We start from the raw sequence: 24,450 nt of genomic DNA, 5'->3' as shown, positions 1-24,450 counted from the left end.
CGACGTTTCGACCTGTCCCCCGTGGTGAGCTTGCCCACACGGAGCGTGATACGAGGCTCGCCCTACCCGCGAAATCCCTTGTCGTGCCAAGGCACGCCGGAATCCTTCCCTGAACCCTAGCCCGCAGGTGTGTCCAAGGTCTCTATGACTCCGTGCTGCGGCCCACAACGATTCTTTGTGGAGTCCCTACGAATGGCCCAACGATTCTTTGCCCTCGGCAGAACCCTTGTCCCGGGGTTTACCCGTTAGTAGCGTTCGGGATGTCTCGAACGTACTTGGGGTAACAGCACGCGGAAGTGGGTGGGGCCGGTGGTGCGCAGACCGGTGGTGTGGGTGGCGGCGATCGTGCTCTTCGTGGAGGCGATAGGTATCGCACTCCTCAACTGGTTCCTCGGCGTGGTCGTGGACCGCCAGGACATGTCCCTGGCGGGACTCGACTCCGACATGATGTCGCTGTCGTCGAAGGTCGGCGGACTGCTCTTCGGCCTCTACTTCGTGGCGTGCGCCGTGTCGGCCCTGCTGGTCGCGCTCCGCGAACGCCCCCCGGGGCTTCTCGGGCGTGTCCTGCTGATCAGCGCCGCCGTGGTGCACGGGCTGCTCGGCGCCTTCACGGTGGGCCTGGTGGGCTGGGGTGCCTTCATCTTCATGATGGTCGTGCTCGCGCTGGTCGTGTTCACCCTCCTGGCGTACGACCGTCGGGAGACCGGCCCTGTCGACGCCGCGCCGGAGATCGGCGGGAACGGCGACGGCGAGGGGGAGGGCGCCGAAGCGGGGAGCGCCGGCCCGGGGGAGCGTGTTGCCGCCGGGAGCGTCGACCTGGGGAAGGGTGCCGACGCGCAGGGCGCCGCCGAAGCGGAAGCCGCGCCGACACCGCCTCCGGCGCCGTCGGCCTCCTGACGGCTCCCTCGGCCACCTCATCGCTCGCTCGGCCACCCTGGCCGCCCTCCGGGCGCGGCCAGGGTCTTCGCGTCGGCCGACGCCCTTCCGGCCGGTCGGAACCTTCCGCCGGCTGCCCGACTGCCCACCCGACTGGACGGCGGGCCGTCCCCCTGGCTGTCCGGCTGTCCCGGTCCGGCTGTACGGCCGTTTCCGTTCCGGCTGCCCGACTGTCTCTGTTCCGGGTGTCCGGCCGTTTCCGTTCACGGTGTTCGGGGATCCGGCCAGTTCCGTTCACGGTGTTCGGGCAGCCGGACGGCAACAGCCTTCGGCTGTCCGGCCGTTCCCGTTGCGGTCGGGCGGGGCCGGCCCTGACGGGCGCCCCGCGCCGCGGTACTCACTGCTCCCGGGGTGTCCACAACTCCGTGATGCCGACGCCCAGTTCGGCGAGCAGCCTGCGTACCAGCGGGAGCGAGATGCCGATGACATTGCCGTGGTCGCCGTCGATGCCCTCGATGAAGGGGGCGGAGCGGCCGTCGAGGGTGAACGCGCCCGCCACGTGCAGGGGTTCGCCCGAGGCGACGTACGCGGCGATCTCCGCGTCGGTCGGCTCGCCGAAGCGGACCACGGTCGAGGCGGTGCCGGACTCCCACCGCTTCTGTGTCGTGTCCCAGACGCAGTGCCCCGTCTGGAGGGTGCCCGCCCGGCCGCGCATCGTCTTCCAGCGCGCGGTGGCCTCCTCGGCGTCCGCGGGCTTGCCGAGGGCCTCGCCGTCCAGGTCCAGCACCGAGTCGCAGCCGATCACCAGCGCGCCCTGGACCTCGGGCCGAGCCGCCACGACGGAGGCCTTGGCCTCGGCCAGCGCGAGGGCGAGTTCGGCGGGGGTGGGTGCGGTGACGGCGTCCTCGTCGACCCCGCTCACGATCACTTCGGGGGCGAGTCCGGCCTGCCGCAGCAGGTTGAGCCGGGCGGGGGACTGTGAGGCGAGCACGAGACGGCGGCGCGGCTGATCGGTCATGCGATCAGGGTATCGGCGCCGATCGACCCCTGCCTCGGCTGCCGTTCGCTCGACGGGGGCGTGGCGGGCGGTGGTGATGCCGACCGCGGCCCGGATCGACGGGACCTCTGGTGTCGGCCGGATCTGCGGGACCTCTGGTGTCGGCCGGGTCAGCGGATGCCCACCAGGGTCATCGCGACCACCATGGCCACTGCAAGGAGAACGCCCAGGCGTCGCAACATGTCCTGCATGTCGCGGAGATCCTTGGGGGGTTCGTTCTCCGGGTCGGACCACAGCATGCCCCCGATCGTGCGACGGAGGGGCCGCCGGGCGCCTGAGTACGCGTACTCAACTTGCGTACATCCTGTGAAAACGGGTCTCAGGTGCGGTCGTGAAGTGCCTTCCACCGCGGCACGCTCCGCCGTCCGGGCCGGGCCGGGGCAGTCCCTGGCCCGGCCCGGACGGGACAGTCCCTAGCCCGGCCAGTAGCTCCGGCCCCACGTCGTCGGGCCCGGCTGCGGGAGCCGGTGTGCGGCGATGCGGGCGGGGTCGGACCAGGAGTCACGCGGCCCGGACGCGCCGGACGGGGCGGATGCCACCGTCGCGGCGCGTACCCGAACCACCGCCAGTGCGGCGGCCAGCTCCTCCGGGGTCGGATTGCCCCGTACGACCTTGATCGTCATGTCTGCTCCCAGGATCCGGGTCTGCGGGGTTCTAGAGCGGGATGTTGCCGTGCTTCTTCGGGGGCAGTGACGCCCGCTTCGTGCGCAGCTGACGCAGGCCGCGTACGACGTGGGAGCGGGTCTGCGACGGCATGATCACGCCGTCGATGTAGCCGCGCTCGGCCGCCGTGTACGGGTTCAGCAGCGTGTCCTCGTACTCCTGGATCAGCCGGGCCCGGGTGGCTTCCTGGTCCTCGGCGGCCGCGATGGTGCGGCGGTGCAGGATGTTCACCGCGCCCTGCGCGCCCATGACCGCGATCTGCGCGGTGGGCCAGGCGAGGTTGAGGTCCGCGCCCAGGTGCTTGGAGCCCATGACGTCGTACGCGCCGCCGAAGGCCTTGCGGGTGATGACCGTGATCAGCGGGACCGTCGCCTCGGCGTACGCGTAGATCAGCTTGGCACCGCGGCGGATGATGCCGGTGTGCTCCTGGTCGACGCCCGGGAGGAAGCCGGGCACGTCCACGAAGGTGAGGACGGGCACGTTGAACGCGTCGCACGTCCGCACGAAGCGCGCGGCCTTCTCGCTCGCGTCGATGTCCAGACAACCGGCGAACTGCATCGGCTGGTTGGCGACGATGCCCACCGGGTGGCCCTCGACCCGGCCGAAGCCGGTGAGGATGTTCGGCGCGAACAACGCCTGCGTCTCGAAGAACTCGGCGTCGTCCAGGACGTGTTCGATCACCGTGTGCATGTCGTACGGCTGGTTCGCGCTGTCCGGCACGATCGTGTCCAGCTCGCGGTCCTCGTCCGTGAGGGTGAGGTCCGCCTCCTCCGGGAACACCGGGGGCTCGCTGAGGTTGTTGGACGGCAGGTACGACAGCAGCTGCTTGACGTACTCGATGGCGTCCTTCTCGTCGCCCGCCATGTGATGGGCCACGCCCGACACGGCGTTGTGCGTACGGGCGCCGCCCAGCTCCTCGAAGCCGACGTCCTCGCCCGTCACCGTCTTGATGACGTCCGGACCGGTGATGAACATGTGCGAGGTCTGGTCGACCATGACCGTGAAGTCGGTGATGGCGGGGGAGTACACCGCGCCGCCCGCGCACGGGCCGACGACCAGGCTGATCTGCGGGATGACACCGGACGCGTGCGTGTTGCGGCGGAAGATCTCGCCGTACATGCCGAGCGCGCTGACACCTTCCTGGATCCGCGCGCCACCCGAGTCGTTGATGCCGATGACCGGGCAGCCGGTCTTCAGCGCGAAGTCCATCGCCTTCATGATCTTCTGGCCGAAGACCTCGCCGAGGGCACCGCCGAAAACGGTGAAGTCCTGGGAGAACACGGCGATCGGGCGCCCGTCGACCGTGCCGTAGCCGGTGACCACACCGTCGCCGTAAGGGCGGTTGTTCTCCAGCCCGAAGTCGGTCGACCGGTGCCGCGCGAACTCGTCGAACTCGACGAAGGAACCGTCGTCCATCAGCAGTTCGATGCGCTCACGAGCCGTCAACTTGCCCTTGGCGTGCTGCTTTTCGACGGCGCGCTCCGAGCCGGCGTGCGTCGCTTCCTGAATGCGGCGCTGCAGATCCGCGAGCTTGCCCGCGGTGGTGTGGATGTCGGGGTGTTGCAGCTCTTCCGGCTCGGACATCGGGGTGCGGCTCCCTGCCTGCTCTAAGGGGACGTGGGAAATCAGGTGCTCAGAAGGGGGGCTTGCTACTCATCCGTAGAGTAGTGGCGTGCCTACCGATCGGCAGTGCGGCGTTTACCACACCTAGGGTGGGTTGCATGACGCCGCGAGATGCAGCAGACGCGAACGACAATCGGTGGTCCGACCTGGACCGTCCACCACTGAACGGGGCAGCCCTGCGCCGGGCGCTGGTCCGCGACGACGGCCTCTGGTGCGACGTGGAGGTGGTGGAGCGCACCGGGTCGACCAACTCGGACCTGGTCGGCCTCGTCACCAAGGAGAACGCCGACGAGGGCGCCGTCCTCGTCGCCGAGGAACAGAACGCCGGGCGCGGCCGTCTGGACCGCCAGTGGACCGCACCGGCCCGCTCGGGCCTCTTCTTCTCCGTGGTGCTGAAGCCCGTCGGCGTTCCCGTGACCCGCTGGGGCTGGCTGCCGCTGCTCACCGGCGTAGCCGTCGCGACGGCGCTCTCGCGCTCCGCCGGGGTCGACACGTCACTCAAGTGGCCCAACGACCTGCTGGTCACCGTGGACGGCGAGGAACGCAAGGTCGGCGGCATCCTCGCCGAGCGCGCGGGCACCGACGCGGTCGTGGTCGGCATCGGCATCAACGTCTCGCTGCGCGCCGACGAGCTGCCCGTGCCGGGCGCCGGATCCCTGGCGCTCGCGGGTGCGACGACCACGGACCGTGACACCGTGCTGCGGGCCGTACTGCGCTCCCTTGAGCAGTGGTACGGGCGGTGGCGCGACGCGGCAGGCGATCCCGCGGCCTCCGGGCTCCAGGCCACCTACGCGACCGGCTGCGCGACGCTCGGGCGCACGGTCAGGGCCGAGCTGCCGGGAGGCCGGTCGCTCGTCGGGGAGGCGGTGGCCGTGGACGGCGACGGTCGGCTCGTCATCGCGACGGAGGACGGCGTGCAGGAGCCGGTGGGAGCCGGGGACGTGGTGCATCTGCGGGCGGTGTGAGGGGATGGCTCTGCGAGTGGTGTGAGGGATCGGTCCGCGAGCGGTGTGAAGAGGTGGCTCGGGGGCGGTGTGACGGATGGGTCTGCGAAGGGTGTGAGGGGATGGTTCCGTGGGCGGTGTGACGGCGTGGGCCGACGGGCGGTGTGAGCCCTCGGCACCGTCTCCGACCTCGGTCGCGCCATCGGGAGTGAGCCAGCGCACACCTGCCGTAGAGTTGAGCGCGGTCGATACCTGACCACGGCAGATCGGAAGGGCAGCAGGAGTGACCGTCGACGACACCGGCTCCGGCACGGGCGCCCACCCCGCCCCCGACGGCGAGCCGGGACGTACCGCCGGGCCGGTCACGGACGCGACACCCGCACGGGCCGCCGCGGACGGCGACGCCCGGCAGGACGCCCGCCCCGACGCCGGGAGCGGCACCCGCCCGGGGGACCGCTTGGACCACCGCCCGGAAGACCGCTCGGACGCGGGAACCGGCATCCACAGGGACGACCACTTCGACGTGGGGAGCGACATCCGCAGGGACGACCGCTGGGACGACCGGGCCGACGCACGGCCGGACGTCCGGCGCGACGCGCGGCACGAGGCGAACGGCCGGGTGGACCCCCAGGCCGAGCCGGACTCCGGGGAGGACCCGCTCGCACTCCGCCTGGAGGGGCTCATCCTCGGCGCCGAGCGGCGCTACACCCCGTTCCAGGCGGCCCGCAGCGCGGGCGTCTCCATGGAGCTGGCCTCCCGCTTCTGGCGGGCGATGGGCTTCGCCGACATCGGCCAGGCCAAGGCGCTGACCGAGGCGGACGTACTGGCTCTGCGCCGCCTCGCCGGTCTCGTCGAGGCGGGCCTGCTGAGCGAGGCCATGGCCGTCCAGGTCGCCCGGTCCACCGGGCAGACCACCGCCCGTCTGGCCGAATGGCAGATCGATTCCTTTCTGGAGGGTCTGACCGAGCCCCCGGAACCGGGGATGACGCGCACCGAGGTGACGTACCCCCTGATGGAGCTGCTCCTGCCCGAACTGGAGGAGTTCCTCGTCTACGTCTGGCGCCGCCAGCTCGCCGCCGCCACCGGCCGGGTCGTGCAGGCGGCGGACGACGAGGAGATGGTCGACCGCCGCCTCGCCGTGGGCTTCGCGGACCTGGTCGGCTTCACCCGGCTGACGCGCCGCATGGAGGAAGAGGAGCTCGGCGAGCTCGTCGAGGCCTTCGAGACCACCGCGGCGGACCTGGTGGCGGCCCACGGGGGCCGGCTCATCAAGACCCTGGGCGACGAGGTGCTCTACTCCGCGGACGACGCCGGTGTCGCCGCCGAGATCGCGCTGCGGCTCATCGAGACGATGGCGAACGACGAGACGATGCCGGAGCTGCGCGTCGGCATCGCCTTCGGCACGGTGACCACCCGGATGGGCGACGTGTTCGGTACGACCGTGAACCTGGCGAGCCGCCTCACGTCGATAGCGCCGCGCGACTCCGTCCTCGTCGACGGAGCCTTCGCGGAGGAGCTGACCCGCACCGGTGACGCTCCCGCCTCCGAGGCGGAGGCCGCCGAGGCCGCGGCCACGGCGGAGAAGGAGGGCGAGGAACCCCCCTCGTACCGCTTCGCGCTCCAGCCGATGTGGCAGCGGCCCGTTCGCGGACTCGGCGTCATCGAACCGTGGCTGCTGGCCCGCCGCGCCAACGAGACGTAAGACTTCCCCTCAACGGAGCCGAGTAAGGCCTTACGAGCAGGGCCTTTGCCGGGCACGGCTGTGGCGTGTCCAGCCGTGTCGAGCTTTGCCCGCCGGGCGCCTCGCCCGGGTCATTCGCCGTGGCCGGGTGACAGCAACCCGTTCACGCAGATTCCTACGATCGGTACGCACACGTCCGGCGGCTGGTGCGGCGGCGCCGGCGCGGGGGTGGTCGGGGACGGCGTGTGCCGCGGGGCCGTAGGGGTGGGGGTCGGCGTCGACGGCCGGGGCGGTGGTGTCGTCATGGGGGCCGTGGGGATGCCGGTGCTGCCCGGTGCGGTGGTGACGGGGGCCTCGCCGCGGGCCGCCGGGATGACGGCGGGGGTCGTCGGGATCGACGCCGGGATCTGGCCGGCGTCCGAGGTGGGCGCCGGGCTCGTCCCGCCCATCGCGGCGCTCGCCGGTGCGGCCCCGGGGTGCGAGGGAGTGGGCATGGCCTCGACGGTTGGGACGGCGTCGCCCGCCGCGTCGTTGTCCGTGGCCGTCGCGACCGGCTCCGCCTCCGTGTTCCCTCCGCCCCCGGTCACCGAGTCCGGTGTCATCCGGGCGAGGCTCAGCACTCCCGCGGCGAGCGCGAGTCCTCCTACGGCGAAGAGCACCCGGCGCGGCCGGGGTCGGCGGTGCCGGCCCCGGCCGGCACGGAGCCGGACGGGTGCGGGGTCGTTGAGTCCGGCCTCCGCGGGCCCGCGGAGGCCGGACGACCGCGGTGCCGGAACGATCCCTCGCCCCCGACCAGCGCGATCCGCCCCGACCTCCACCCTCAGAGCAACTGCGGCGGCCCCGGCCTCCGGCCTGTGGGTGCTTGCGGCGGTCTCGGCCTCCGGCCTGTGGATGCCTGTCGCGGCCCCGGCCTCCGGCCTGTGGGTGCTTGCCGCGGCCCCGGCCTCCGGCCTCTGGGTGCTTGCCTCGGCCTCGGACTTCGGCCTCTGGGGGCCTGTCGCGGCCCCGGCCTCCACCCTCTGAGCGCCGGCCGCCGCCCCGGTGTCCGGAGCCCCTTGAGTGCCTGTCGCAGCCCCGGCCCCGCGTGTTTGCACGGCTGCCGTGGCGTCGGTCTCCCGGGCCTTCGTGCGCGCCGCAGCCTCGGCCCCTTGCCCTTGGGCTCGTGCGCCTGTCGCGGCCCGAGCCCCCGGTACCTGAGCGCCTGTCGCCGTTCCGGCCCCGCGTGCGCGCGCGGCCGCTGCGACGCCGGCCGTCAGCCCTCTGGGCGCGGTGGCCCAGATCTTTGCGGCCCTGGCCGGCAGGGCCGCGGCACTCCCGGAGCCCGCCGCCCCGGAGCCGGACTCCGCCGTGGCTCCAGTTGCCGCAGCCCGGGTTTCCGGGCCGCTGGTCTCAGCGACGCTGACGTCTGCGTCCGCGGCTCCCGCCCCGGCCTTCCCGGTGCCGGCCGCCGGTGCGGGCCGGGTCGCCGTGGCCTGTGCGCCGATGACGCCCGACGTCGTTGCGCCGACCGTCATGGGTCGGGTGGCCGTGGTGTCGGACTTCGTGGCTCCTGCCGGGGCGGGCCGAACCGCCCCGGCCCCGGTGTTCACGCTCCCGGTCGGTGCGGCACCGACCGCCATGACCCCTGAGCTGTTCGCCCGCGCGGCGCCGCCCGTCGTGGCCCCCGCTGGCGTCACGTCGTTCTTCGTGGTGGCGGACCCGGTGGTGCCCGTCCGCACGGTGGTCGTTCGCACGGTGCGCGCGTTCAGGGCGCCGAACGCGGTGGCGCTGAGCGGCTTGGGGGCGGACATCGCCCTGCTGAGCGGCGTGACGCGGATCCACTGGGTATTCGCCGGTGGTGCGGCGGCCGTCGTGGCCCCGGCCGCCGTGGAGTGGGACCGCTGGGGGCCCACTGCCGTGGCGCGGGACGCCGCCGAGTTCGACGGTGCCGCTGTGCCGGTCGGTGGCGGGCAGCCCGGCGAGGTGCCGGGCGCGATGGCCTCGGACGGCGGCCTCGGGGCCGGCGGTCGCGTGAGTGTGGGTCGCGGGCCCGGCCGGGTGCTGGTGGCCTGCGGTGTTTCGCGGTTCGTCATGGTTGTCCCTCCCCGGTGTGCCGGTGTCCCGAATGCGCTGCGGCGGTGCGCAGGTTATGCGCGGTCTGGGGGCGGAGAAACGGAGTTGGGCGGTATGTCACTCGAACGAGTAGGTGCGGCACGAGGGGGCGGGTTTCGCCGGACGGCCTCGGCTGCGATGATCGGGGCGTCGATAGTTAACCCGCGTTAACCGGGAGGGTGTCATGGCGCAGCAAGGGGCGGACCAGGGGACGGAGTCGGACGAGCGGAGGTTCGGGGAGTTCGTCGCCGTACGGCGGCATGGGTACGTCGCCGAGCTCGTCCTCGACCGGCCCAAGGCCATGAACGCCGTGTCCACGGACATGGCGCGTTCGATCGCCGGTGCCTGCGACGCCCTCGCGGCCGACCGGGACGTACGCGTGGTCGTGCTCACCTCCACCCACGAGCGTGCCTTCTGTGTCGGCGCCGACCTGAAGGAGCGCAACTCCTTCACGGATGCCGAGCTGGTGCGTCAGCGGCCGGTCGCGCGGGCCGCGTACACCGGTGTCCTGGAGCTGCCGATGCCGACCGTCGCCGCTGTGCATGGCTTCGCGCTGGGTGGCGGGTTCGAGCTGGCGCTGTCCTGCGACCTGATCGTGGCCGACCGTACGGCGGTCGTCGGCCTGCCCGAGGTGTCCGTCGGCGTGATCCCCGGAGGCGGCGGTACGCAGCTGCTGCCGCGCCGCGTCGGTGCCGCGCGCGCGGCCGAGCTCATCTTCTCGGCGCGGCGCCTGGAGGCGGCCGAGGCGCGGGAGTTGGGGCTGGTGGACGAGCTGGTGGAGGCGGGGCAGGACAGGGCGGAAGCGCTCGCACTGGCGGCCCGTGTCGCCGCGAACTCCCCGGTCGGGCTGCGCGCCGCCAAGCGCGCCCTGCGGCTCGGACACGGACTCGACCTGCGCGCAGGCCTGGAGGTCGAGGACGCGGCCTGGCGGTCCGTCGCCTTCTCCGGGGACCGGGCGGAGGGGGTCGCAGCGTTCAACGAGAAGCGCAAGCCGGAGTGGCCGGGGCAGTAACCCCTCCCTGGTCCGCCGCTTTCCGGCCCGCTCCCGGTTCGGGTCGCGGCACGGTCCGCGGCCCGTTCCCTGGTTCGGGCCGCAGCACGGTCCATGGCCCGTTCCCTGGTTCGGCCCTCGCGGCCCGGGCCCCTGTTCGCCCTACAAATGTCCCGAATATGGGCAAATATCCCTAGCCTGGGGTGATGGGTGAGGACAGTCGGCTGAGGGCCGTGGTGACGCTGGCGCAGGGGATGGCGGCGGCGCGCACCCCGCGGGAGTCGTGGCGGGCCGCGGCGCTCGGCGCGTGTCACGCGCTGGCCGGGAGCTTCGCCGCGCTCTCCCTGTGGGAGCGCGAACTCGGCCGGCTGCGGGTGCTCGCCAACGTGGGCGACCGTGCCCCGGACGAGGACGAGTTCCCCGACGGGGAGGCGTACCCGGTGCACCAGTTCCCGGAGATCACCGAGTTCCTGCACGAGCGATGGGCGGGCGGCGGCGGGCCCAACGCCTGGGTCGAGACCGCCGACGGCCCGGCGGCCGGTCCCGCCGGATACTGCCACCAGCGTGTCGCCGCGCTGCGCAGGCGCGGGCGCGGCTGCTGTGTCGTCGCGCCGATCGTGCTGCACGGGCGGGCCTGGGGCGAGCTGTACGTGGCCCGTCCGGCCGGCGCCCCCGTCTTCGGCCGGGCCGACGCCGACTTCGCGACCGTCCTCGCCTCCGTCGTCGCTGCCGGGATCGCCCAGACAGAACGCCTGGAGGAGGCCCGGCGCCTCGCCTACACCGACGCCCTGACCGGACTCGCCAACCGCCGCGCCGTGGACGTACGTCTCGACGAGGCCGTCGAGCGGCACAAGGAGGACGGTGCCGTGGTCAGTCTCGTCGTCTGCGACCTCAACGGGCTCAAGCGCGTCAACGACACCCGGGGGCACGCCGTCGGCGACCGGCTCCTCGAACGGTTCGGGTCGGTGCTCTCCCTGTGCGGGGCCATGCTCCCTGGCACCCTCGCCGCGCGGCTGGGTGGCGACGAGTTCTGTCTGCTGGCGGTGGGCCCGCCGGCGGACGACGTGGTCCGTATCGCCGACGAACTCTGCCGCCGCGCGTCCGAGTTGGAGCTGGGGGAGGGCGTGGCGTGCGGGGTCGCCTCGACCGAGGACCCGATCGGCCCCGTACGGTCGGCGCGCCGGCTGTTCCGGTTGGCGGACGCGGCCCAGTACCGCGCGAAGGCCGTCCGGGCCGCGAAGCCCGTGGTCGCCGGGCGCGAGGGCCCCGACGATCCCGTCGTACGCCTGGCGGACGCACCGTCGCCCACGGTGGGCGAACGCCGCAGGTTCCGCGGCCGGCACGACCGGCCCCGTGCGTGATGACGCCACGACCGACCCCGTGCGCGATGACGGCACGACCCCTCATGCGCGATGACGGTACGACCGGCCTCGTACGTCATGACGGTACGACAGGCCTCGTACGCCATGACGATGTGAGCGGGCTCGTCGGTGATCGGGTCCCGTCCGTGAGGCGGCGCGGGTGTCCGCTGTGACGTGCGCCGGGGTAAGGGGCCAACCGGTCACCCGCTAGTGACATCATCGAATTCACTGCGTACGCTCCTGAATATGGATATGCACACTGTGGTGGTGGGGACGTCCGGAGTGACCGCGTCCGACGTTCTCGCCGTGGCGCGCGACAGCGCCCGGATCGAGCTCTCCGGCGAGGCGGTGGCGGCCCTCGCCGCGGCCCGCGAGATCGTGGACGCGCTGGCCGCGAAGCCGGAGCCCGTCTACGGCGTCTCCACCGGCTTCGGCGCCCTGGCAAGCCGGCACATCAGCCCGGAACTGCGCGCCCAGCTGCAGCGCAACATCGTCCGCTCGCACGCCGCCGGCATGGGCCCGCGCGTCGAGCGCGAGGTGGTCCGCGCGCTGATGTTCCTGCGGCTCAAGACCGTCTGCTCCGGGCACACCGGCGTGCGGCCCGAGGTCGCGCAGACCATGGCGGACATCCTGAACGCGGGCATCACCCCGGTCGTCCACGAGTACGGCTCGCTCGGCTGCTCCGGCGACCTGGCGCCGCTGTCCCACTGCGCCCTGACCCTGATGGGTGAAGGGGACGCGGAGGGTCCCGACGGAGTCGTGCGGCCCGCGGGCGAGCTGCTCGCCGAGGCCGGGATCGTCCCCGTCGAACTGCGCGAGAAGGAGGGCCTCGCCCTCCTCAACGGCACCGACGGCATGCTCGGCATGCTGGTCATGGCCCTCGCCGACCTGGAGATGCTGTACAAGTCGGCCGACGTCAGCGCCGCGCTCTCCCTCGAGGCGCTGCTCGGCACGGACAAGGTTCTCGCCCCCGAGCTGCACGCCATCCGCCCGCACCCGGGCCAGGGCGCCAGCGCCGCCAACATGCTGGCCGTGCTGAAGGGTTCGGAACTCACCGGCCACCACCAGGACGACGCCCCGCGCGTCCAGGACGCCTACTCCGTACGGTGCGCCCCGCAGGTCGCCGGCGCCGGCCGGGACACCCTCGCGCACGCCCGTACGGTCGCCGAGCGCGAGCTGGCCTCCGCCGTCGACAACCCGGTCGTGCTGCCCGACGGCCGCGTGGAGTCGAACGGCAACTTCCACGGTGCCCCGGTCGCCTACGTCCTGGACTTCCTCGCCATCGCGGCGGCCGACCTCGGCTCCATCGCAGAGCGCCGTACCGACCGGCTGCTCGACAAGAACCGTTCGCACGGCCTGCCGCCGTTCCTCGCGGACGACGCCGGCGTCGACTCGGGTCTGATGATCGCCCAGTACACGCAGGCCGCGCTGGTCAGCGAGATGAAGCGGCTCGCCGTTCCGGCGTCCGCGGACTCGATCCCCTCCTCCGCCATGCAGGAGGACCACGTCTCCATGGGCTGGTCGGCCGCACGCAAGCTGCGTACCTCCGTGGACAACCTGACCCGCATCGTGGCGATCGAGCTGTATGCCGCCACGCGCGCCATCGAACTGCGCGAGGGCCTGGCCCCGGCCCCGGCGTCACGGGCGGTCATCGACGCCGTCCGCGCGGCCGGCGTCCAGGGCCCCGGCCCGGACCGCTTCCTCGCCCCCGACCTGGCGGCGGCGGACGCGTTCGTACGCGCGGGCGGCGTGGTGGCCGCGGTGGAGCCGGTGACCGGCCCGCTCGCCTAGGACCTGTAGGACCCTGTAGGACCTGCACCGACGGTGTTCCGTCGTACGTGGGCCGGGCACTCCCCGGCCCACGTGCCAGGCCCAGGCACCTCGCCTCGCACCCTCGCCCCAGCGTGTGCTACTGTCTCATTGATACGTTTTTGGTACCCATTTACTTTGTGCGCCTGATCGGAATCCTCCGCAGGCGCGTTTTGTTTTACCGGCATCTCCGGCATTACCCGGTGCATCTCCGGATGGGGGCCCACTACCTGTTCAGGAGAACAACATGGCTACTGGCACCGTGAAGTGGTTCAACTCGGAAAAGGGCTTCGGCTTCATCGAGCAGGACGGCGGCGGCCCCGACGTCTTCGCCCACTACTCGAACATCGCCAGCTCCGGCTTCCGTGAGCTCGTCGAGGGCCAGAAGGTCTCCTTCGAGGTCACGCAGGGCCAGAAGGGCCTGCAGGCGGAGAACATCCTCCCCGCCTAGTTCGAGGCGCGCTTTTCCAGAGCCGGGTCCCGCCCCTTCGGGTGCGGGTCCCGGCTCAGCGCTGTGACAGCTCATGCAGTCGGTGAGCGCTGTGTGCGCAGTCCGTGGGGCCCAGGAAGGAAATCCAGATCCAGCATGACTCGATCCGAACGTCCCGTCCGTAAGCGGCCGGCAAACGCACGCGCCGCGCAGACCGCCGGCTCCGCGAAGAACGCAGGCCGGGGCGCCGGCCGAGGTGGCGCCACCCGCAAGGTCACGCCGCCGCAGGAGTTCTCCCTGCCCGAGACCGTCACACCGGCGCTGCCCGCCGTCGAGTCCTTCGACGCGCTGGACATGCCGGCCGCCCTGACGAAGACCCTCGCGGCCCAGGGTGTCACCGATCCCTTCCCGATCCAGGGCGCCACGCTGCCCAACTCCCTCGCCGGGCGCGATGTGCTCGGCCGGGGACGCACCGGCTCCGGCAAGACGCTCGCCTTCGGGCTCGCGCTCCTCGCCCGCACCGCCGGCCGCCGTGCCGAGCCGCGGCACCCGCTCGCCCTGGTCCTCGTCCCCACGCGTGAACTCGCCCAGCAGGTCGACGACGCGATCACGCCGTACGCCACCGCCGTCAACCTGCGCGTGGCCACGGCCGTCGGCGGGATGTCGATCGGCCGGCAGGCCGGTTCGCTGCGCCGCGGCGTCGAGGTGCTCGTGGCGACTCCCGGACGGCTCAAGGACCTCATCGAGCGGGGCGACTGCGCCCTCGGCCAGGTCGCGATCACCGTGCTGGACGAGGCCGACCAGATGGCCGACATGGGCTTCATGCCGCAGGTCACCGCGCTGCTCAAGCAGGTCGAGCCGGGCGGTCAGCGGCTGCTCTTCTCGGCCACGCTCGACAAGAACATCGACAAGCTCGTCAAGATGTTCCTCACCGACCCCGTGGTGCACTCCGTCGACCCGTCCGCGGGCGCGGTGACGACCATGGAGCACCACGTGCTGCACGTCGCCGACGAGACCGACAAGAAGGCGGTCGCGACGCGGATCGCCGCCCGCGACGGCCGGGTGATCCTCTTCGTCGACACCAAGCGCGGCGCCGACCGGTTCACCAAGCGGCTGCTCGCCAGTGGTGTCCGGGCCTCCGCCCTGCACGGCGGGCGCAGCCAGCCGCAGCGCAACCGCACCCTCGACCAGTTCAAGACCGGTCAGGTCACCGCGCTCGTCGCCACCAACGTGGCGGCCCGCGGCATCCACATCGACGACCTCGACCTCGTGGTCAACGTCGACCCGCCGACCGACCACAAGGACTACCTCCACCGCGGCGGCCGTACGGCCCGCGCCGGAGAGTCCGGCAGCGTCGTCACGCTGGTGCTCCCCGAGCAGAAGCGTGAGATGACCCGGCTGATGGCGGACGCCGGCATCACGCCGCGCACCGCCCGCGTCAAGTCCAGCGACGAGGAACTCGCCCGCCTCACCGGCGCCCGCGAGCCCTCCGGGGTCCCGGTCGTCATCGAGGTCCCGCAGCAGGCCGAGCAGCCGAAGCAGCGGCCCAAGGCGCGCCGTGCCCCCACCGGGGGCGGCGCCAGGCGGCCTTCGGTCGCGGGCGGCGGCACGGCCACGCGCTCGGGCGCCGGGTCGGACGGCCAGGGCGGCCGGCAGCGCGGCGGACGTCAGGACACCGGCGGCGCGGCGGGTGGCGCGGCCACCGGGCGTCGCACCGGCACGGGCGGAGCGGCCGCAGGCCGTCGTACGGAAGCGGGCGGCAGCGCAGGCCGTCGCACGGAATCCGGTGGCGGCGCGGGCCGTCGTACGGAGGCCGGCGGTAGCGCGGGTCGTCGTACGGAGGCCGGTGGCGGCGCGGGCCGTCGTACGGAGGCCGGCGGTAGCGCGGGTCGTCGTACGGAGGCCGGTGGCGGCGCGGGTGCCGGTCGCTCCGGCGGTCGCGGGCGTGCTCCGCAGCGCGGTGGTCAGAGCGGCGGCCAGAGCGGTGGCGGCCGCAGGGCCGCCTGACCGGATCGGATCCGTTCGGCTTCGCGGCGGCCCCGCGCCCCCTCAGGGACGCGGGGCCGCCGCATGCCCGGCCTTCGCCGCATGCCCGGCCTTCGCCGCATGCCCGGCCTTCGCCGCATGCCCGGCCTTCGGCCCTGGCCGTTCCCAGTCGTGACCGGTCGCAACTGGTCGACTTCGGACCGCGGTTGTCGTGGTTCGTGCGGCGCTCGGGAACCGGGCTGCGTGTTGCGGGGGTTCAGACGTCGCCGAGGAACCCGGGGTCCACGCCGTCGAGCTTGAGGGCGAAGTCCCGGTGCAGGCTGAGGATTTCGGCCAGCGGCACCGCGCGGCGGCTCGTCGACATGAGGTCGCGTCGCGCCTCCGCCGACCACAGGAACGGCAACACGGACAACCCCTGCGTGCCCGTCAGGGCGCCGGACTCGGCGCGCCAGCCGGGCCAGCGCAGTGTGTCGTAGAACTGGTCCGTGCCCTCGCTGAGGAACCACTGGAGCCATGCTCCGTGTCCGACTTCGAGCGCCTCCCACTTCAGTGAGTCCGGCGCGAAGTACACGACCTCGCCGGGATGCCCGGGACGCCCCACGGACTCCGGGTCGGCGCCGTTGAGCACGAACGCCCCGCCCAGTACGTCGTGGCCGACGACGAGTCCGCCGTCCCGTGGGCGCCAGTCCGGATCGAACCGCTCGGGGAATCCGTTGACCTCGGCCAGCGAGGGAAGGTCCGTCGAGCCGCCCGGCAGCCCCGTCGGCAGGTCCTCGCCCGGACTGCCGTAGATCCGCAGCCAGCCGCTGTCCAGCACCACACCGCCGCAGTTGAGCACCATCCCGCCCAGCCAGGACCGCGCGGTGATCTGTAGTTGGTGCAGGCTCGCACGGCCAAGTTCGGGGTCCACCGGAGGTATCTCCATGGACACCCCGCTGGCGGCGAGCGCCTTGGACAGCAGCGGCCAGGCCGGTTCCTCGACGTCGGTCAGCTCGCTCAGCTCTCGCATGGCTTCCCTGTGGGTTGTCCGGAGCGCGGTCGATGCGCTCAGTAGGCAATCATGCGCTCACGGCGCACGGAGTACGTCACGAATCCGGCGCCGAGGCAGAGGAAGAGCGTGCCGCCGACGAGATACGGCGTCGTGTCCACGGCGCCGGTGTCGGCGAGCCTGGTCCCGTCACCCCCGGACAGCGTGTGCGCCCCGGTGACCGACTCCGTGGATATCCGTGCCGTGGTGGTGACCGTCGGTGCGGATATCGGCGCCGTCGCGCTCGGAGTGGGTACGTCCTGGGTCGCGTTGGCGGACGGGACGAACCACAGGGCACCCAGGAGGGTCCCCGCTGCGGTGGCGGTCAGCAACGATCGACGTGCGGCGGACACGAAATATCGATCCCCTTGTGGCGCTTGCGAATTGGCCGTGTGGGGCGATGCTAATGAAAGGCGCGGGTCGCGGGAAAGTCGCGCATCCCATGGGCCGTACGCTCCCTCCCATGAGTACCCCTGAGACATCACAGTTTGTCCGGCTTCGTGTCGAACTTGTGCTGGAAATCGATGACGCCGACGCCGTCACCAAGGCCGCGCTGCGCCGGATCGGCGACGACGCGGACATGCCGGCCGACGAACGGTCGCACGCCGAGGGCGCAGTGACGGAAGACACGGCTGAGGCCCTGGCCTATCTCGTGGACCCGTTCGACCTGGTCAGTGAGGTGCCCGGGATCGAACTCGCCCAGGCTTCCTGGAGCAGTGAGCCCATTGACTACGATCCCGATTCGCCGGATTGGGACATCGACGAGGATGATGCTGACGAGGACGGCGAGGAAGACGCGCACGGCTGACTCGGTTCGGGAAAAGTGTGACCCCGGCCGGCAGTCGCCGTCCGGGGTTCCTCGTGTCCGGTGACGCACTGCCCACCCCCGCACCACTTCGGTCCGCGTGTCCGTGCGCGGTGGGCGTGGCGTGGGCCACACTTCCACGGGAAGTGGAACGGGGTGAACCGGTTGCGGCGTTGACTCTACTTACGGGGCTCCCGTGGTCCTTTCGTGATTCGGCAACGATGGAGAAGCGTGTGATGACGGACAGTAAGCGGCGCAAGGGTCTGATGACCGCGTCCGCACTGCTCGGCGGGGTGCTGGTGCTCTCTGCGTGCAGCGGAGGCGGAAGCAAGGCCGGCGCGTCGGACGGCGGCGACCCCACGTCGCAGGCCAAGGTCGACGAGGCGGCAGCCAAGAAGACCTCCGAGGCCCTGATCAAGATCACGCCCGCGGACGGCTCCGACAACGCCTCGATCAACAACGGCACCGCGGTCACGGTCAGCAAGGGCTCGCTCACGTCCGTCTCGATGAAGACCGAGTCCGGCACGGCCGTCGCCGGTCAGATATCTGCGGACAAGAAGAGCTGGAAGCCCCTCAACCAACTGGCCCGCGCCACCACGTACAAGATCGCCGCCGTGGCCGCCGACTCCGCGGGCCGCACGGCCAACGAGAACGCGTCGTTCACCACGGTCTCCCCGGCCAACAGCTTCATCGGCAACTTCACGCCGGAGGACGGTTCCACGGTCGGCGTCGGCATGCCGGTCTCGATCAACTTCAACAAGGCGATCACCAACAAGGCCGCGGTGCAGAAGGGGATCACCGTCTCCTCCAGCAGTGGCCAGGAGGTCGTCGGGCACTGGTTCAACGCCAACCGCCTGGACTTCCGCCCCGAGAGCTACTGGACCGGCGGCTCCACCGTCACCCTCAAGCTGAACCTGGACGGTGTCCAGGGCGCGAGCGGTGTCTACGGCGTGCAGCAGAAGACGGTCACCTTCAAGATCGGCCGCAACCAGGTCTCCATCGTCGACGCCCAGACCAAGACGATGAACGTCACCCAGGACGGCAAGGTCGTCAAGACCATCCCGATCTCCGCGGGTGCTCCGGACCACACGACGTACCAGGGCCAGATGGTGATCTCCGAGAAGTTCAAGGAGACCCGGATGGACGGCTCGACGGTCGGCTTCAAGAAGAACGACGGCAAGGGCGAGTACGACATCAAGGACGTGCCGCACGCCATGCGTCTGTCGAACTCGGGCACCTTCATCCACGGCAACTACTGGGGCGCGAAGTCCGTCTTCGGCTCCGTCAACACCAGCCACGGCTGTGTCGGTCTGTCCGACACCAAGGGCGCGGGCGACCCCAACACGCCCGCCGCGTGGTTCTTCAACAACTCGCTGATCGGTGACGTCGTGGTCGTCAAGAACACCGGCGACAAGGCCATCGCCCCGGACAACGGCCTCAACGGCTGGAACCTGGACTGGGCGGCCTGGAAGGCCGGTTCGGCCGTCTGATACCGAGGCACCACCTGACGCCGATGCGGCGGCGGCCCCCACGGGCTGCCGCCGCATCGGCGTTTCTCAAAGATTTCTGGGCCCGGCCACAGCCTTCTCATCATTCTCTTATTTCGGCCTTATGCCTTCATCACGCGCCGTACCTAGCTTGCGGCCATGTTCTTCACCTACCTGAGGCGCGAACTGCGCCGCCGCAGAAAGGCGGCCCTCGTCGTCGCCTCCGGGCTCGCCCTGGGCATAGCCCTGGTCATCGTGGTCAGCTCCGTGTCCTCGGGCATGGAGAAGGCCCAGGGCAAGGTCCTCCAGTCGCTGTACGGGCTGGGGACCGACATGACGGTCACCAAGGCCGCCGCGCCGGCCACCAGCACCAGCCAGCGCCCGCGCTTCAACTTCGACGCGAACGACAGCGGTTCCGACAAGGAGCAGAGCAGCGACCGCGTCATGGTCCGGGGCTTCGAGACCCTGGCTTCCTCGACCGTCGCCAAGGTCGACTCCCAGAACGGCGTCGCGGACGCCGTCGGCGGACTGAGCCTCCAAGTCGTGCGGATCAACGGCCAGTTCACCCGCGGGCAGTTCCAGCAGAACCCCAACAGCGGTAGCGGGCAGCGCGGTCGGGGCGGCGCCCAGCCTTCGCCGCAGGGCACCGTCAAGGGCGGCGGCGCCAACTTCGACGTCAACAACTACTCGGTGTTCGGCACCGACGTCACCAAGCCCGCCCTGGGCCCGCTGACTTCGTCGAAGATCACCAGCGGTCGTACGTTCAAGACCTCCGAGACGAACGCCAAGGTCGTCGTCGCGGACACGTCGTACGCCAAGGAGAAGAAGCTCAAGGTCGGTGGCACCGTCACCATCAAGAGCGTCAAGTACAAGATCGTCGGCATCGCGACACCCGACAGCGGTGACGCGGCGGCCAACCTCTACATCCCGCTCCAGCAGGCGCAGACGCTCAGCGACTCCAAGAACAAGGTCACCACGATCTACGTCAAGGCGTCCGACTCGCAGCAGATCTCCGGCGTCAAGACCACCATCCAGAAGAACATCTCGGGCACGACGGTCACCACCTCCGCGGACCTCGCGAAGACCGTCTCCGGCTCCCTGTCCACGGCCTCCAACCTCGCCTCGAACGTGGGCAAGTGGCTGTCGATCGCGGTGCTCGTGGCCGCGTTCCTGGTCGCCGGTCTGCTCACCTCCTCCGCCGTCTCCCGCCGGGTTCGCGAGTTCGGCACCCTCAAGGCGCTCGGCTGGAAGTCGAGCCGGGTGACCCGGCAAGTGGTCGGCGAGGCCATCGTCAACGGCCTGGTCGGCGGCGCCCTCGGCATCGCCCTCGGCCTCGCGGGCGCCTATGTCGTCACCGAGATCAGCCCCAACCTCCAGGCACAGCTGGGGAACACGGGCGGTGGCCAGGGCGGCGGACCCGGCGGTGGCGGAGGCTTCGGCGGAGGCGGCTTCGGCGGCCCGGGGCGGCAGACCGCCGCCAAGACCCTCGACGTCGTGCTCACCGCGCCCGTCAGCGTCGACATCATCGTCGTCGCGGTGGCCCTGGCCGTCGCCGGCGGTCTGATCGCCGGCGCCTTCGGCGGCTGGCGTGCGTCCAGGCTGCGTCCCGCCGACGCCCTGCGCCGCGTCGAATAAGCCCCGCCCCTTACGTACTTACGTATCCCAGGAGTTGCACCATGTACGAACTCAGAGGCGTCACCAAGCGCTACAAGCGGGGCAAGGAAACGATCGACGCGCTCGCCGGGGTCGACCTGACGATCGCGGACGGTGACCGGCTCGTCATCCAGGGCCCCACCGGCGGCGGCAAGTCCACCCTCCTCCAGATGCTCGGCGGGCTCGACCGTCCCACCGCGGGCAGTGTCGAACTCGACGGCACCGACATGGCGAAGCTGTCCGAGGGGAGACTCACCAAGGTCCGCAGCGAGAACATCGGCTTCGTCTTCCAGAGCTTCAACCTGATCCCCACGCTCACCGCCCAGGAGAACGTCGAGACCGCGCTCGTACCGCTGCGCGTGAAGGCGAGGGAGCGGCGTGAACGGGCCGCCGCGGCACTGGAGTCCGTGGGGCTCTCCGAGCGGCTCGGACATCTGCCGGCCGAACTGTCGGGCGGTCAGCAGCAGCGTGTGGCCATCGCCCGCGCCCTGGTCAAGCAGCCCAAGGTCCTGCTGGCGGACGAGCCCACCGGAAACCTCGACGAGTCCATGCGCGACGAGATCATGGACGTACTCGAAGCCATGTGGAAGGAGCACGGGCTCACCTTCATCATGGTCACGCACGACTCCTCGATCGCGAAGAAGGCCCCGCGCGTCGCGACGATCCGCAAGGGGAAGATCACCGTCAAGGAGAACGCGGGAGCGTAGCGGGGACGGGCCGACGACCTCGGTCCCCGATACACGGCGGGGGAAGTGAGCCCGCAGCGAACGAGCCACCGGAAACAGAGCTTCCGGTGGCCGTTCGTGTTTGTGTGGGGACATGACCGTTTCGACAGTCGAATACATCCGTTACCGCATTCCCGAGCAGCAGTCGGCCGAGTTCCTGGCCGCCTACACCCGGGCCGCCGTGCAGCTCGCCGCGGCCCCGCAGTGCGTCGACTACGAACTCGCGCGCTGTGAAGAGGACTTCGAGCACTTCGTCCTGAGGATCACCTGGACCTCGACGGAGGACCACGTCGAGGGCTTCCGCAACTCGGAGCTCTTCGCCGACTTCCTCGCCGAGATCCGCCCCTACATCGGCAGCATCGAGGAGATGCGCCACTACAAGCCGACATCGGTGCGCGGCCGGGGCGCCTCCGTGCCCACGCTCTACGCCTGGGCGGGCGGCGCCGAGGCCTTCTCCCGCCTCACGGAGGCGTTCTACGACAAGGTCCTCAAGGACGACCTCCTCGCGCCCCTGTTTGCGGACCTCGCGCCCGAACACGCCGTACACGTCGCCCTCTGGCTCGGCGAGGTCTTCGGCGGACCGCCGGCGTACTCCGAGACCCAGGGCGGTCACGGCCACATGGTCGCCAAACACCTGGGCAAGGGCATCACGGAGATCCAGCGCCGCCGCTGGGTCAACCTGATCCAGGACGCCGCCGACGACGCGGGCCTTCCCACCGACGCCGAGTTCCGCTCCGCCTTCCTCGCGTACACCGAGTGGGGCACGCGGCTGGCCGTCCACTACTCCGGCCCGGACGCCAAGCCACCGGCGGAGCAGCCGGTACCGAAGTGGACCTGGGGGGCCGCACCGCCGTACCAGCCGTGAGCCGTGATCTGCGATCCGAGGACTGGTTGCCGGGGTGTCGGGGTTGTCGGTTGCCGGGGTGGGTGTCGGCTACTGGGATGTCGGTTGCTGGGGTGAGGACGTGCCCGCGCGGGTCGCGTCCGTTCCCCACGACGCCAGCAACCGCAGCGCCTCCGCCGAGCTCGACCCCGGCTCCGCGTGATAGGTCACCAGCGCCAGCTCGGTGTCGCCGACCAGCCGGAACGACTCGAACTGCAACGCGAGGTCGCCCACCAGGGGATGCCGCAGCAGCTTCACCCCGTGGCTCTTCTCCTTCACGTCGTGCGTCGCCCACAGCCGCCTGAAGTCCTCGCTCTTCAGGGACAGCTCCCCGACCAGCGCGGCCAGCCGCGGATCGTCCGGATGACAGCCCGCGTCCATGCGCAGCAGACAGACGATGTCGATCGCCTTCTGCTCCCACTCCACGAACAGGTCCCGGTACTCGGGCCGGAGGAAGACCATCCGCGCCCAGTTCCGCTCCTGCGGCGGCAGCTCCGACCAGTCCCCGAAGACGGCCGCGGCCATCCGGTTCCAGACGAGCACGTCGGAGCGCCGCCCGGTGATGTAGGCCGGGACGCCGTCGAGTGTGTCGAGCAGCTGACGCAGGGCCCCGCGCACCTGCTGCGGCCGGGCCGCCTGCTTCTTCTTGTGCTGCTTGGGCTTCGCGAGGTGGGTGAGGTGGTTGTGCTCGGCATCCGTCAGCCGCAGCGCCCGCGCGATGGAGTCCAGCACCTCCGCCGACACATTGCGCCCGTTGCCCTGCTCAAGGCGCGTGTAGTAGGCGACGGACACTCCGGCCAGCTGGGCCAGCTCCTCGCGGCGCAGCCCGGGCACCCGGCGGTGCCGCCCGAAGTCGGGCATCCCCACGTCCTCCGGCTTCAGCCGGGCGCGGCGGCTGCGCAGGAACTCGCTGAGCTCGGCGCGCCGGTCCAGCGGGTGGGCCGACTCCCCGGCGGGCCCCACAGAAAGCTGTTCATCCATCCATCCAGTATTCACGGTCGTACGCTGCGGAGCCTGACCCCGCCAGTGGTAGGACCAGCGGACGTACGCAGAGCCGTGGCCTGGGTGAATCCTGGGGGATCGGGCAGGCTGATTGCCGTGCCCGACGGAAGACAGCCGGGCACGTTCCACCCCCCTCCCGAGGAGAACCCCGGCATGACCACTGTCGTTGCGTACGCCGCTCCCGCCGCCAAGGCTCCGCTGGAGCGCACCACCATCGAGCGTCGCGAGGTCGGAGAGCACGACGTCCTGATCGACATCAAGTTCGCCGGCATATGCCACTCCGACATCCACCAGGCCCGCGAGGGCTGGGGAGAGGCCACCTTCCCGATGGTGCCGGGCCACGAGATCGCCGGCATCGTCTCCGAGGTCGGTTCCGGCGTCACCAGGTTCAAGGTCGGCGACCGTGTGGGCGTCGGCTGCCTGGTCGACTCCTGCCGCGAGTGCGACAACTGCAAGGCCGGTCTGGAGCAGTACTGCACCGGCGGCGGCGTGGGCACGTACAACTCCGTCGGCAAGGACGGCAAGCCCACCTACGGCGGCTACTCCGAGAAGATCGTCGTCGACGAGAACTACACCCTGCACATCCCCGACGGCATCTCCCTCGACGTGGCCGCGCCGCTGCTCTGCGCCGGCATCACCACGTACTCCCCGCTCAAGCACTGGAACGCGGGCCCCGGCAAGAAGGTCGCCGTCCTCGGCATGGGCGGTCTCGGCCACATGGGCGTCAAGATCGCCCACGCGCTCGGCGCCGAGGTCACGGTCCTCTCCCAGTCGCTGCGCAAGAAGGACGACGGCCTGAAGCTGGGCGCCGACCACTACTACGCCACCAGCGACCCGGAGACCTTCAAGGAACTGCGCGGCACGTTCGACCTGATCCTGTCCACCGTCTCCGCCCCGCTGGACCTGGACGCCTACCTCGCCCTGCTGCGGACGGACGGCGCCTTCGTGAACGTGGGCGCGCCCGAGGAGCCGGTCCGGCTCAACCTCTTCTCGGTGATCGGCGGCCGCAAGACCCTCGCGGGCTCCGGCATCGGCGGTATCCAGGAGACCCAGGAGATGCTGGACTTCTGCGCCGTGCACGGCTTCGGCGCCGAGATCGAACTGATCGACGCGACCGAGATCAACGAGGCGTACGAGCGGGTGCTGGCGAGCGACGTCCGCTACCGCTTCGTGATCGACACGGCCACGATCTAGTCTGATCGCGCCGTCCTGACACGCAAGGCTCCTGGGCGCCGGGGGGGGGGGGCCCCCCGCCCCCCCCCCCCGGGGGGGGCGGCGGGGGGGCGCGGGGGGGGCGGGGGGCGGGGGCCCCCCCCGGGGGGGGCCCCCCCGGGGGGCGCGGGGGGGGCCCGCTGA

23 protein-coding genes are annotated in these 24,450 nt (G+C 71.3%); 15 read left to right on the top strand and 8 right to left on the bottom strand.

Annotated features, from left to right (window positions below):
- Positions 1-309: 309 nt before the first annotated feature.
- Positions 310-897 carry a hypothetical protein gene (locus ACFYR3_RS08905; RefSeq protein WP_356785521.1) on the top strand — a complete coding sequence of 196 codons (588 nt, stop codon included), beginning with the start codon at positions 310-312 and terminating at the stop codon, positions 895-897.
- Positions 898-1,273: 376 nt separating this feature from the next.
- Here ACFYR3_RS08905 and ACFYR3_RS08900 read toward each other — a convergent pair whose 3' ends face one another.
- The 4 genes from ACFYR3_RS08900 to ACFYR3_RS08885 all read right to left on the bottom strand — a co-directional run bounded on the left by ACFYR3_RS08900 (position 1,274) and on the right by ACFYR3_RS08885 (position 4,180).
- Positions 1,274-1,894, bottom strand: coding sequence for a nucleoside triphosphate pyrophosphatase (locus ACFYR3_RS08900; protein WP_355851868.1), 621 nt, complete (start codon positions 1,892-1,894; stop codon positions 1,274-1,276).
- 149 nt (positions 1,895-2,043) lie between these two features.
- Positions 2,044-2,172: a morphogenic membrane protein MmpB gene (gene mmpB / locus ACFYR3_RS08895; protein ID WP_355851871.1), complete on the bottom strand. Its 129-nt coding sequence runs from the start codon at positions 2,170-2,172 to the stop codon at positions 2,044-2,046.
- Between the two features lie 174 nt (positions 2,173-2,346).
- Positions 2,347-2,556, bottom strand: coding sequence for an acyl-CoA carboxylase subunit epsilon (locus tag ACFYR3_RS08890; RefSeq protein WP_355851873.1), 210 nt, complete (start codon positions 2,554-2,556; stop codon positions 2,347-2,349).
- A 31-nt stretch (positions 2,557-2,587) separates the two neighbouring features.
- Positions 2,588-4,180, bottom strand: a complete 1,593-nt coding sequence (locus ACFYR3_RS08885) for an acyl-CoA carboxylase subunit beta (RefSeq protein WP_355851876.1) — start codon at positions 4,178-4,180, stop codon at positions 2,588-2,590.
- A gap of 137 nt (positions 4,181-4,317) precedes the next feature.
- On the opposite strand from ACFYR3_RS08885, the gene ACFYR3_RS08880 reads away from it, so the two are divergent.
- The gene (locus ACFYR3_RS08880) at positions 4,318-5,184 is read left to right on the top strand and encodes a biotin--[acetyl-CoA-carboxylase] ligase (RefSeq protein ID WP_356785518.1); all 867 of its coding nucleotides are present in this window, start codon (positions 4,318-4,320) and stop codon (positions 5,182-5,184) included.
- A 598-nt stretch (positions 5,185-5,782) separates the two neighbouring features.
- Positions 5,783-6,865, top strand: coding sequence for an adenylate/guanylate cyclase domain-containing protein (locus ACFYR3_RS08875; RefSeq protein WP_355851919.1), 1,083 nt, complete (start codon positions 5,783-5,785; stop codon positions 6,863-6,865).
- Positions 6,866-6,975: 110 nt separating this feature from the next.
- On the opposite strand, the gene ACFYR3_RS08870 is transcribed toward ACFYR3_RS08875, so the two are convergent.
- Positions 6,976-7,503, bottom strand: coding sequence for a hypothetical protein (locus tag ACFYR3_RS08870; RefSeq protein ID WP_355851882.1), 528 nt, complete (start codon positions 7,501-7,503; stop codon positions 6,976-6,978).
- Positions 7,504-8,113: 610 nt separating this feature from the next.
- Here ACFYR3_RS08870 and ACFYR3_RS08865 point away from each other — a divergent pair.
- From ACFYR3_RS08865 to ACFYR3_RS08840, 6 genes are all read left to right on the top strand, one after another.
- Complete coding sequence (locus tag ACFYR3_RS08865) at positions 8,114-9,106, top strand: hypothetical protein (protein WP_389282177.1); 993 nt, start codon at positions 8,114-8,116, stop codon at positions 9,104-9,106.
- A 13-nt stretch (positions 9,107-9,119) separates the two neighbouring features.
- A complete protein-coding gene (locus tag ACFYR3_RS08860; RefSeq protein ID WP_355851888.1) occupies positions 9,120-9,947 on the top strand; it encodes an enoyl-CoA hydratase-related protein in 828 nt (275 codons plus the stop codon).
- A gap of 185 nt (positions 9,948-10,132) precedes the next feature.
- Positions 10,133-11,287 carry a sensor domain-containing diguanylate cyclase gene (locus tag ACFYR3_RS08855; RefSeq protein ID WP_355851891.1) on the top strand — a complete coding sequence of 385 codons (1,155 nt, stop codon included), beginning with the start codon at positions 10,133-10,135 and terminating at the stop codon, positions 11,285-11,287.
- Between the two features lie 252 nt (positions 11,288-11,539).
- The gene (hutH, locus tag ACFYR3_RS08850; protein WP_355851922.1) at positions 11,540-13,078 is read left to right on the top strand and encodes a histidine ammonia-lyase; all 1,539 of its coding nucleotides are present in this window, start codon (positions 11,540-11,542) and stop codon (positions 13,076-13,078) included.
- A 265-nt stretch (positions 13,079-13,343) separates the two neighbouring features.
- Positions 13,344-13,547, top strand: coding sequence for a cold-shock protein (locus ACFYR3_RS08845; protein ID WP_261702157.1), 204 nt, complete (start codon positions 13,344-13,346; stop codon positions 13,545-13,547).
- A gap of 135 nt (positions 13,548-13,682) precedes the next feature.
- Entirely contained in the window at positions 13,683-15,533 is a 1,851-nt protein-coding gene (locus ACFYR3_RS08840) for a DEAD/DEAH box helicase (RefSeq protein WP_389282174.1), read from the top strand.
- 235 nt (positions 15,534-15,768) lie between these two features.
- Here the strand turns inward: ACFYR3_RS08840 and ACFYR3_RS08835 are convergent, their stop codons facing one another.
- Positions 15,769-16,521: a DUF2625 family protein gene (locus ACFYR3_RS08835; RefSeq protein WP_389282172.1), complete on the bottom strand. Its 753-nt coding sequence runs from the start codon at positions 16,519-16,521 to the stop codon at positions 15,769-15,771.
- Between the two features lie 38 nt (positions 16,522-16,559).
- Positions 16,560-16,892 carry a hypothetical protein gene (locus ACFYR3_RS08830; protein WP_355858641.1) on the bottom strand — a complete coding sequence of 111 codons (333 nt, stop codon included), beginning with the start codon at positions 16,890-16,892 and terminating at the stop codon, positions 16,560-16,562.
- Between the two features lie 110 nt (positions 16,893-17,002).
- Here ACFYR3_RS08830 and ACFYR3_RS08825 point away from each other — a divergent pair, with 110 nt between their 5' ends.
- The 5 genes from ACFYR3_RS08825 to ACFYR3_RS08805 all read left to right on the top strand — a co-directional run bounded on the left by ACFYR3_RS08825 (position 17,003) and on the right by ACFYR3_RS08805 (position 22,074).
- On the top strand, positions 17,003-17,347 hold the full coding sequence (locus ACFYR3_RS08825; protein ID WP_356785512.1) for a hypothetical protein: 345 nt from the start codon (positions 17,003-17,005) through the stop codon (positions 17,345-17,347).
- A gap of 233 nt (positions 17,348-17,580) precedes the next feature.
- The gene (locus ACFYR3_RS08820) at positions 17,581-18,834 is read left to right on the top strand and encodes an Ig-like domain-containing protein (protein WP_355858647.1); all 1,254 of its coding nucleotides are present in this window, start codon (positions 17,581-17,583) and stop codon (positions 18,832-18,834) included.
- Between the two features lie 156 nt (positions 18,835-18,990).
- Positions 18,991-20,466 carry an ABC transporter permease gene (locus tag ACFYR3_RS08815; protein ID WP_356785510.1) on the top strand — a complete coding sequence of 492 codons (1,476 nt, stop codon included), beginning with the start codon at positions 18,991-18,993 and terminating at the stop codon, positions 20,464-20,466.
- 41 nt (positions 20,467-20,507) lie between these two features.
- A complete protein-coding gene (locus ACFYR3_RS08810) occupies positions 20,508-21,191 on the top strand; it encodes an ABC transporter ATP-binding protein (RefSeq protein WP_356785508.1) in 684 nt (227 codons plus the stop codon).
- 112 nt (positions 21,192-21,303) lie between these two features.
- Complete coding sequence (locus ACFYR3_RS08805; RefSeq protein ID WP_355858656.1) at positions 21,304-22,074, top strand: antibiotic biosynthesis monooxygenase; 771 nt, start codon at positions 21,304-21,306, stop codon at positions 22,072-22,074.
- A gap of 69 nt (positions 22,075-22,143) precedes the next feature.
- Here ACFYR3_RS08805 and ACFYR3_RS08800 read toward each other — a convergent pair whose 3' ends face one another.
- Positions 22,144-23,073: a helix-turn-helix domain-containing protein gene (locus tag ACFYR3_RS08800; protein ID WP_389282168.1), complete on the bottom strand. Its 930-nt coding sequence runs from the start codon at positions 23,071-23,073 to the stop codon at positions 22,144-22,146.
- A gap of 174 nt (positions 23,074-23,247) precedes the next feature.
- On the opposite strand from ACFYR3_RS08800, the gene ACFYR3_RS08795 reads away from it, so the two are divergent.
- The gene (locus tag ACFYR3_RS08795) at positions 23,248-24,288 is read left to right on the top strand and encodes an NAD(P)-dependent alcohol dehydrogenase (RefSeq protein WP_355858661.1); all 1,041 of its coding nucleotides are present in this window, start codon (positions 23,248-23,250) and stop codon (positions 24,286-24,288) included.
- Positions 24,289-24,450 lie beyond the last annotated feature (162 nt).

Origin of the sequence: Streptomyces sp. NPDC005784 (assembly GCF_042871525.1) — a bacterium.
Lineage (GTDB): Bacteria > Actinomycetota > Actinomycetes > Streptomycetales > Streptomycetaceae > Streptomyces.
The sequence above is the reverse complement of the archived record's forward strand: the minus strand, read 5'-3'. Positions and strand labels throughout refer to the sequence as shown.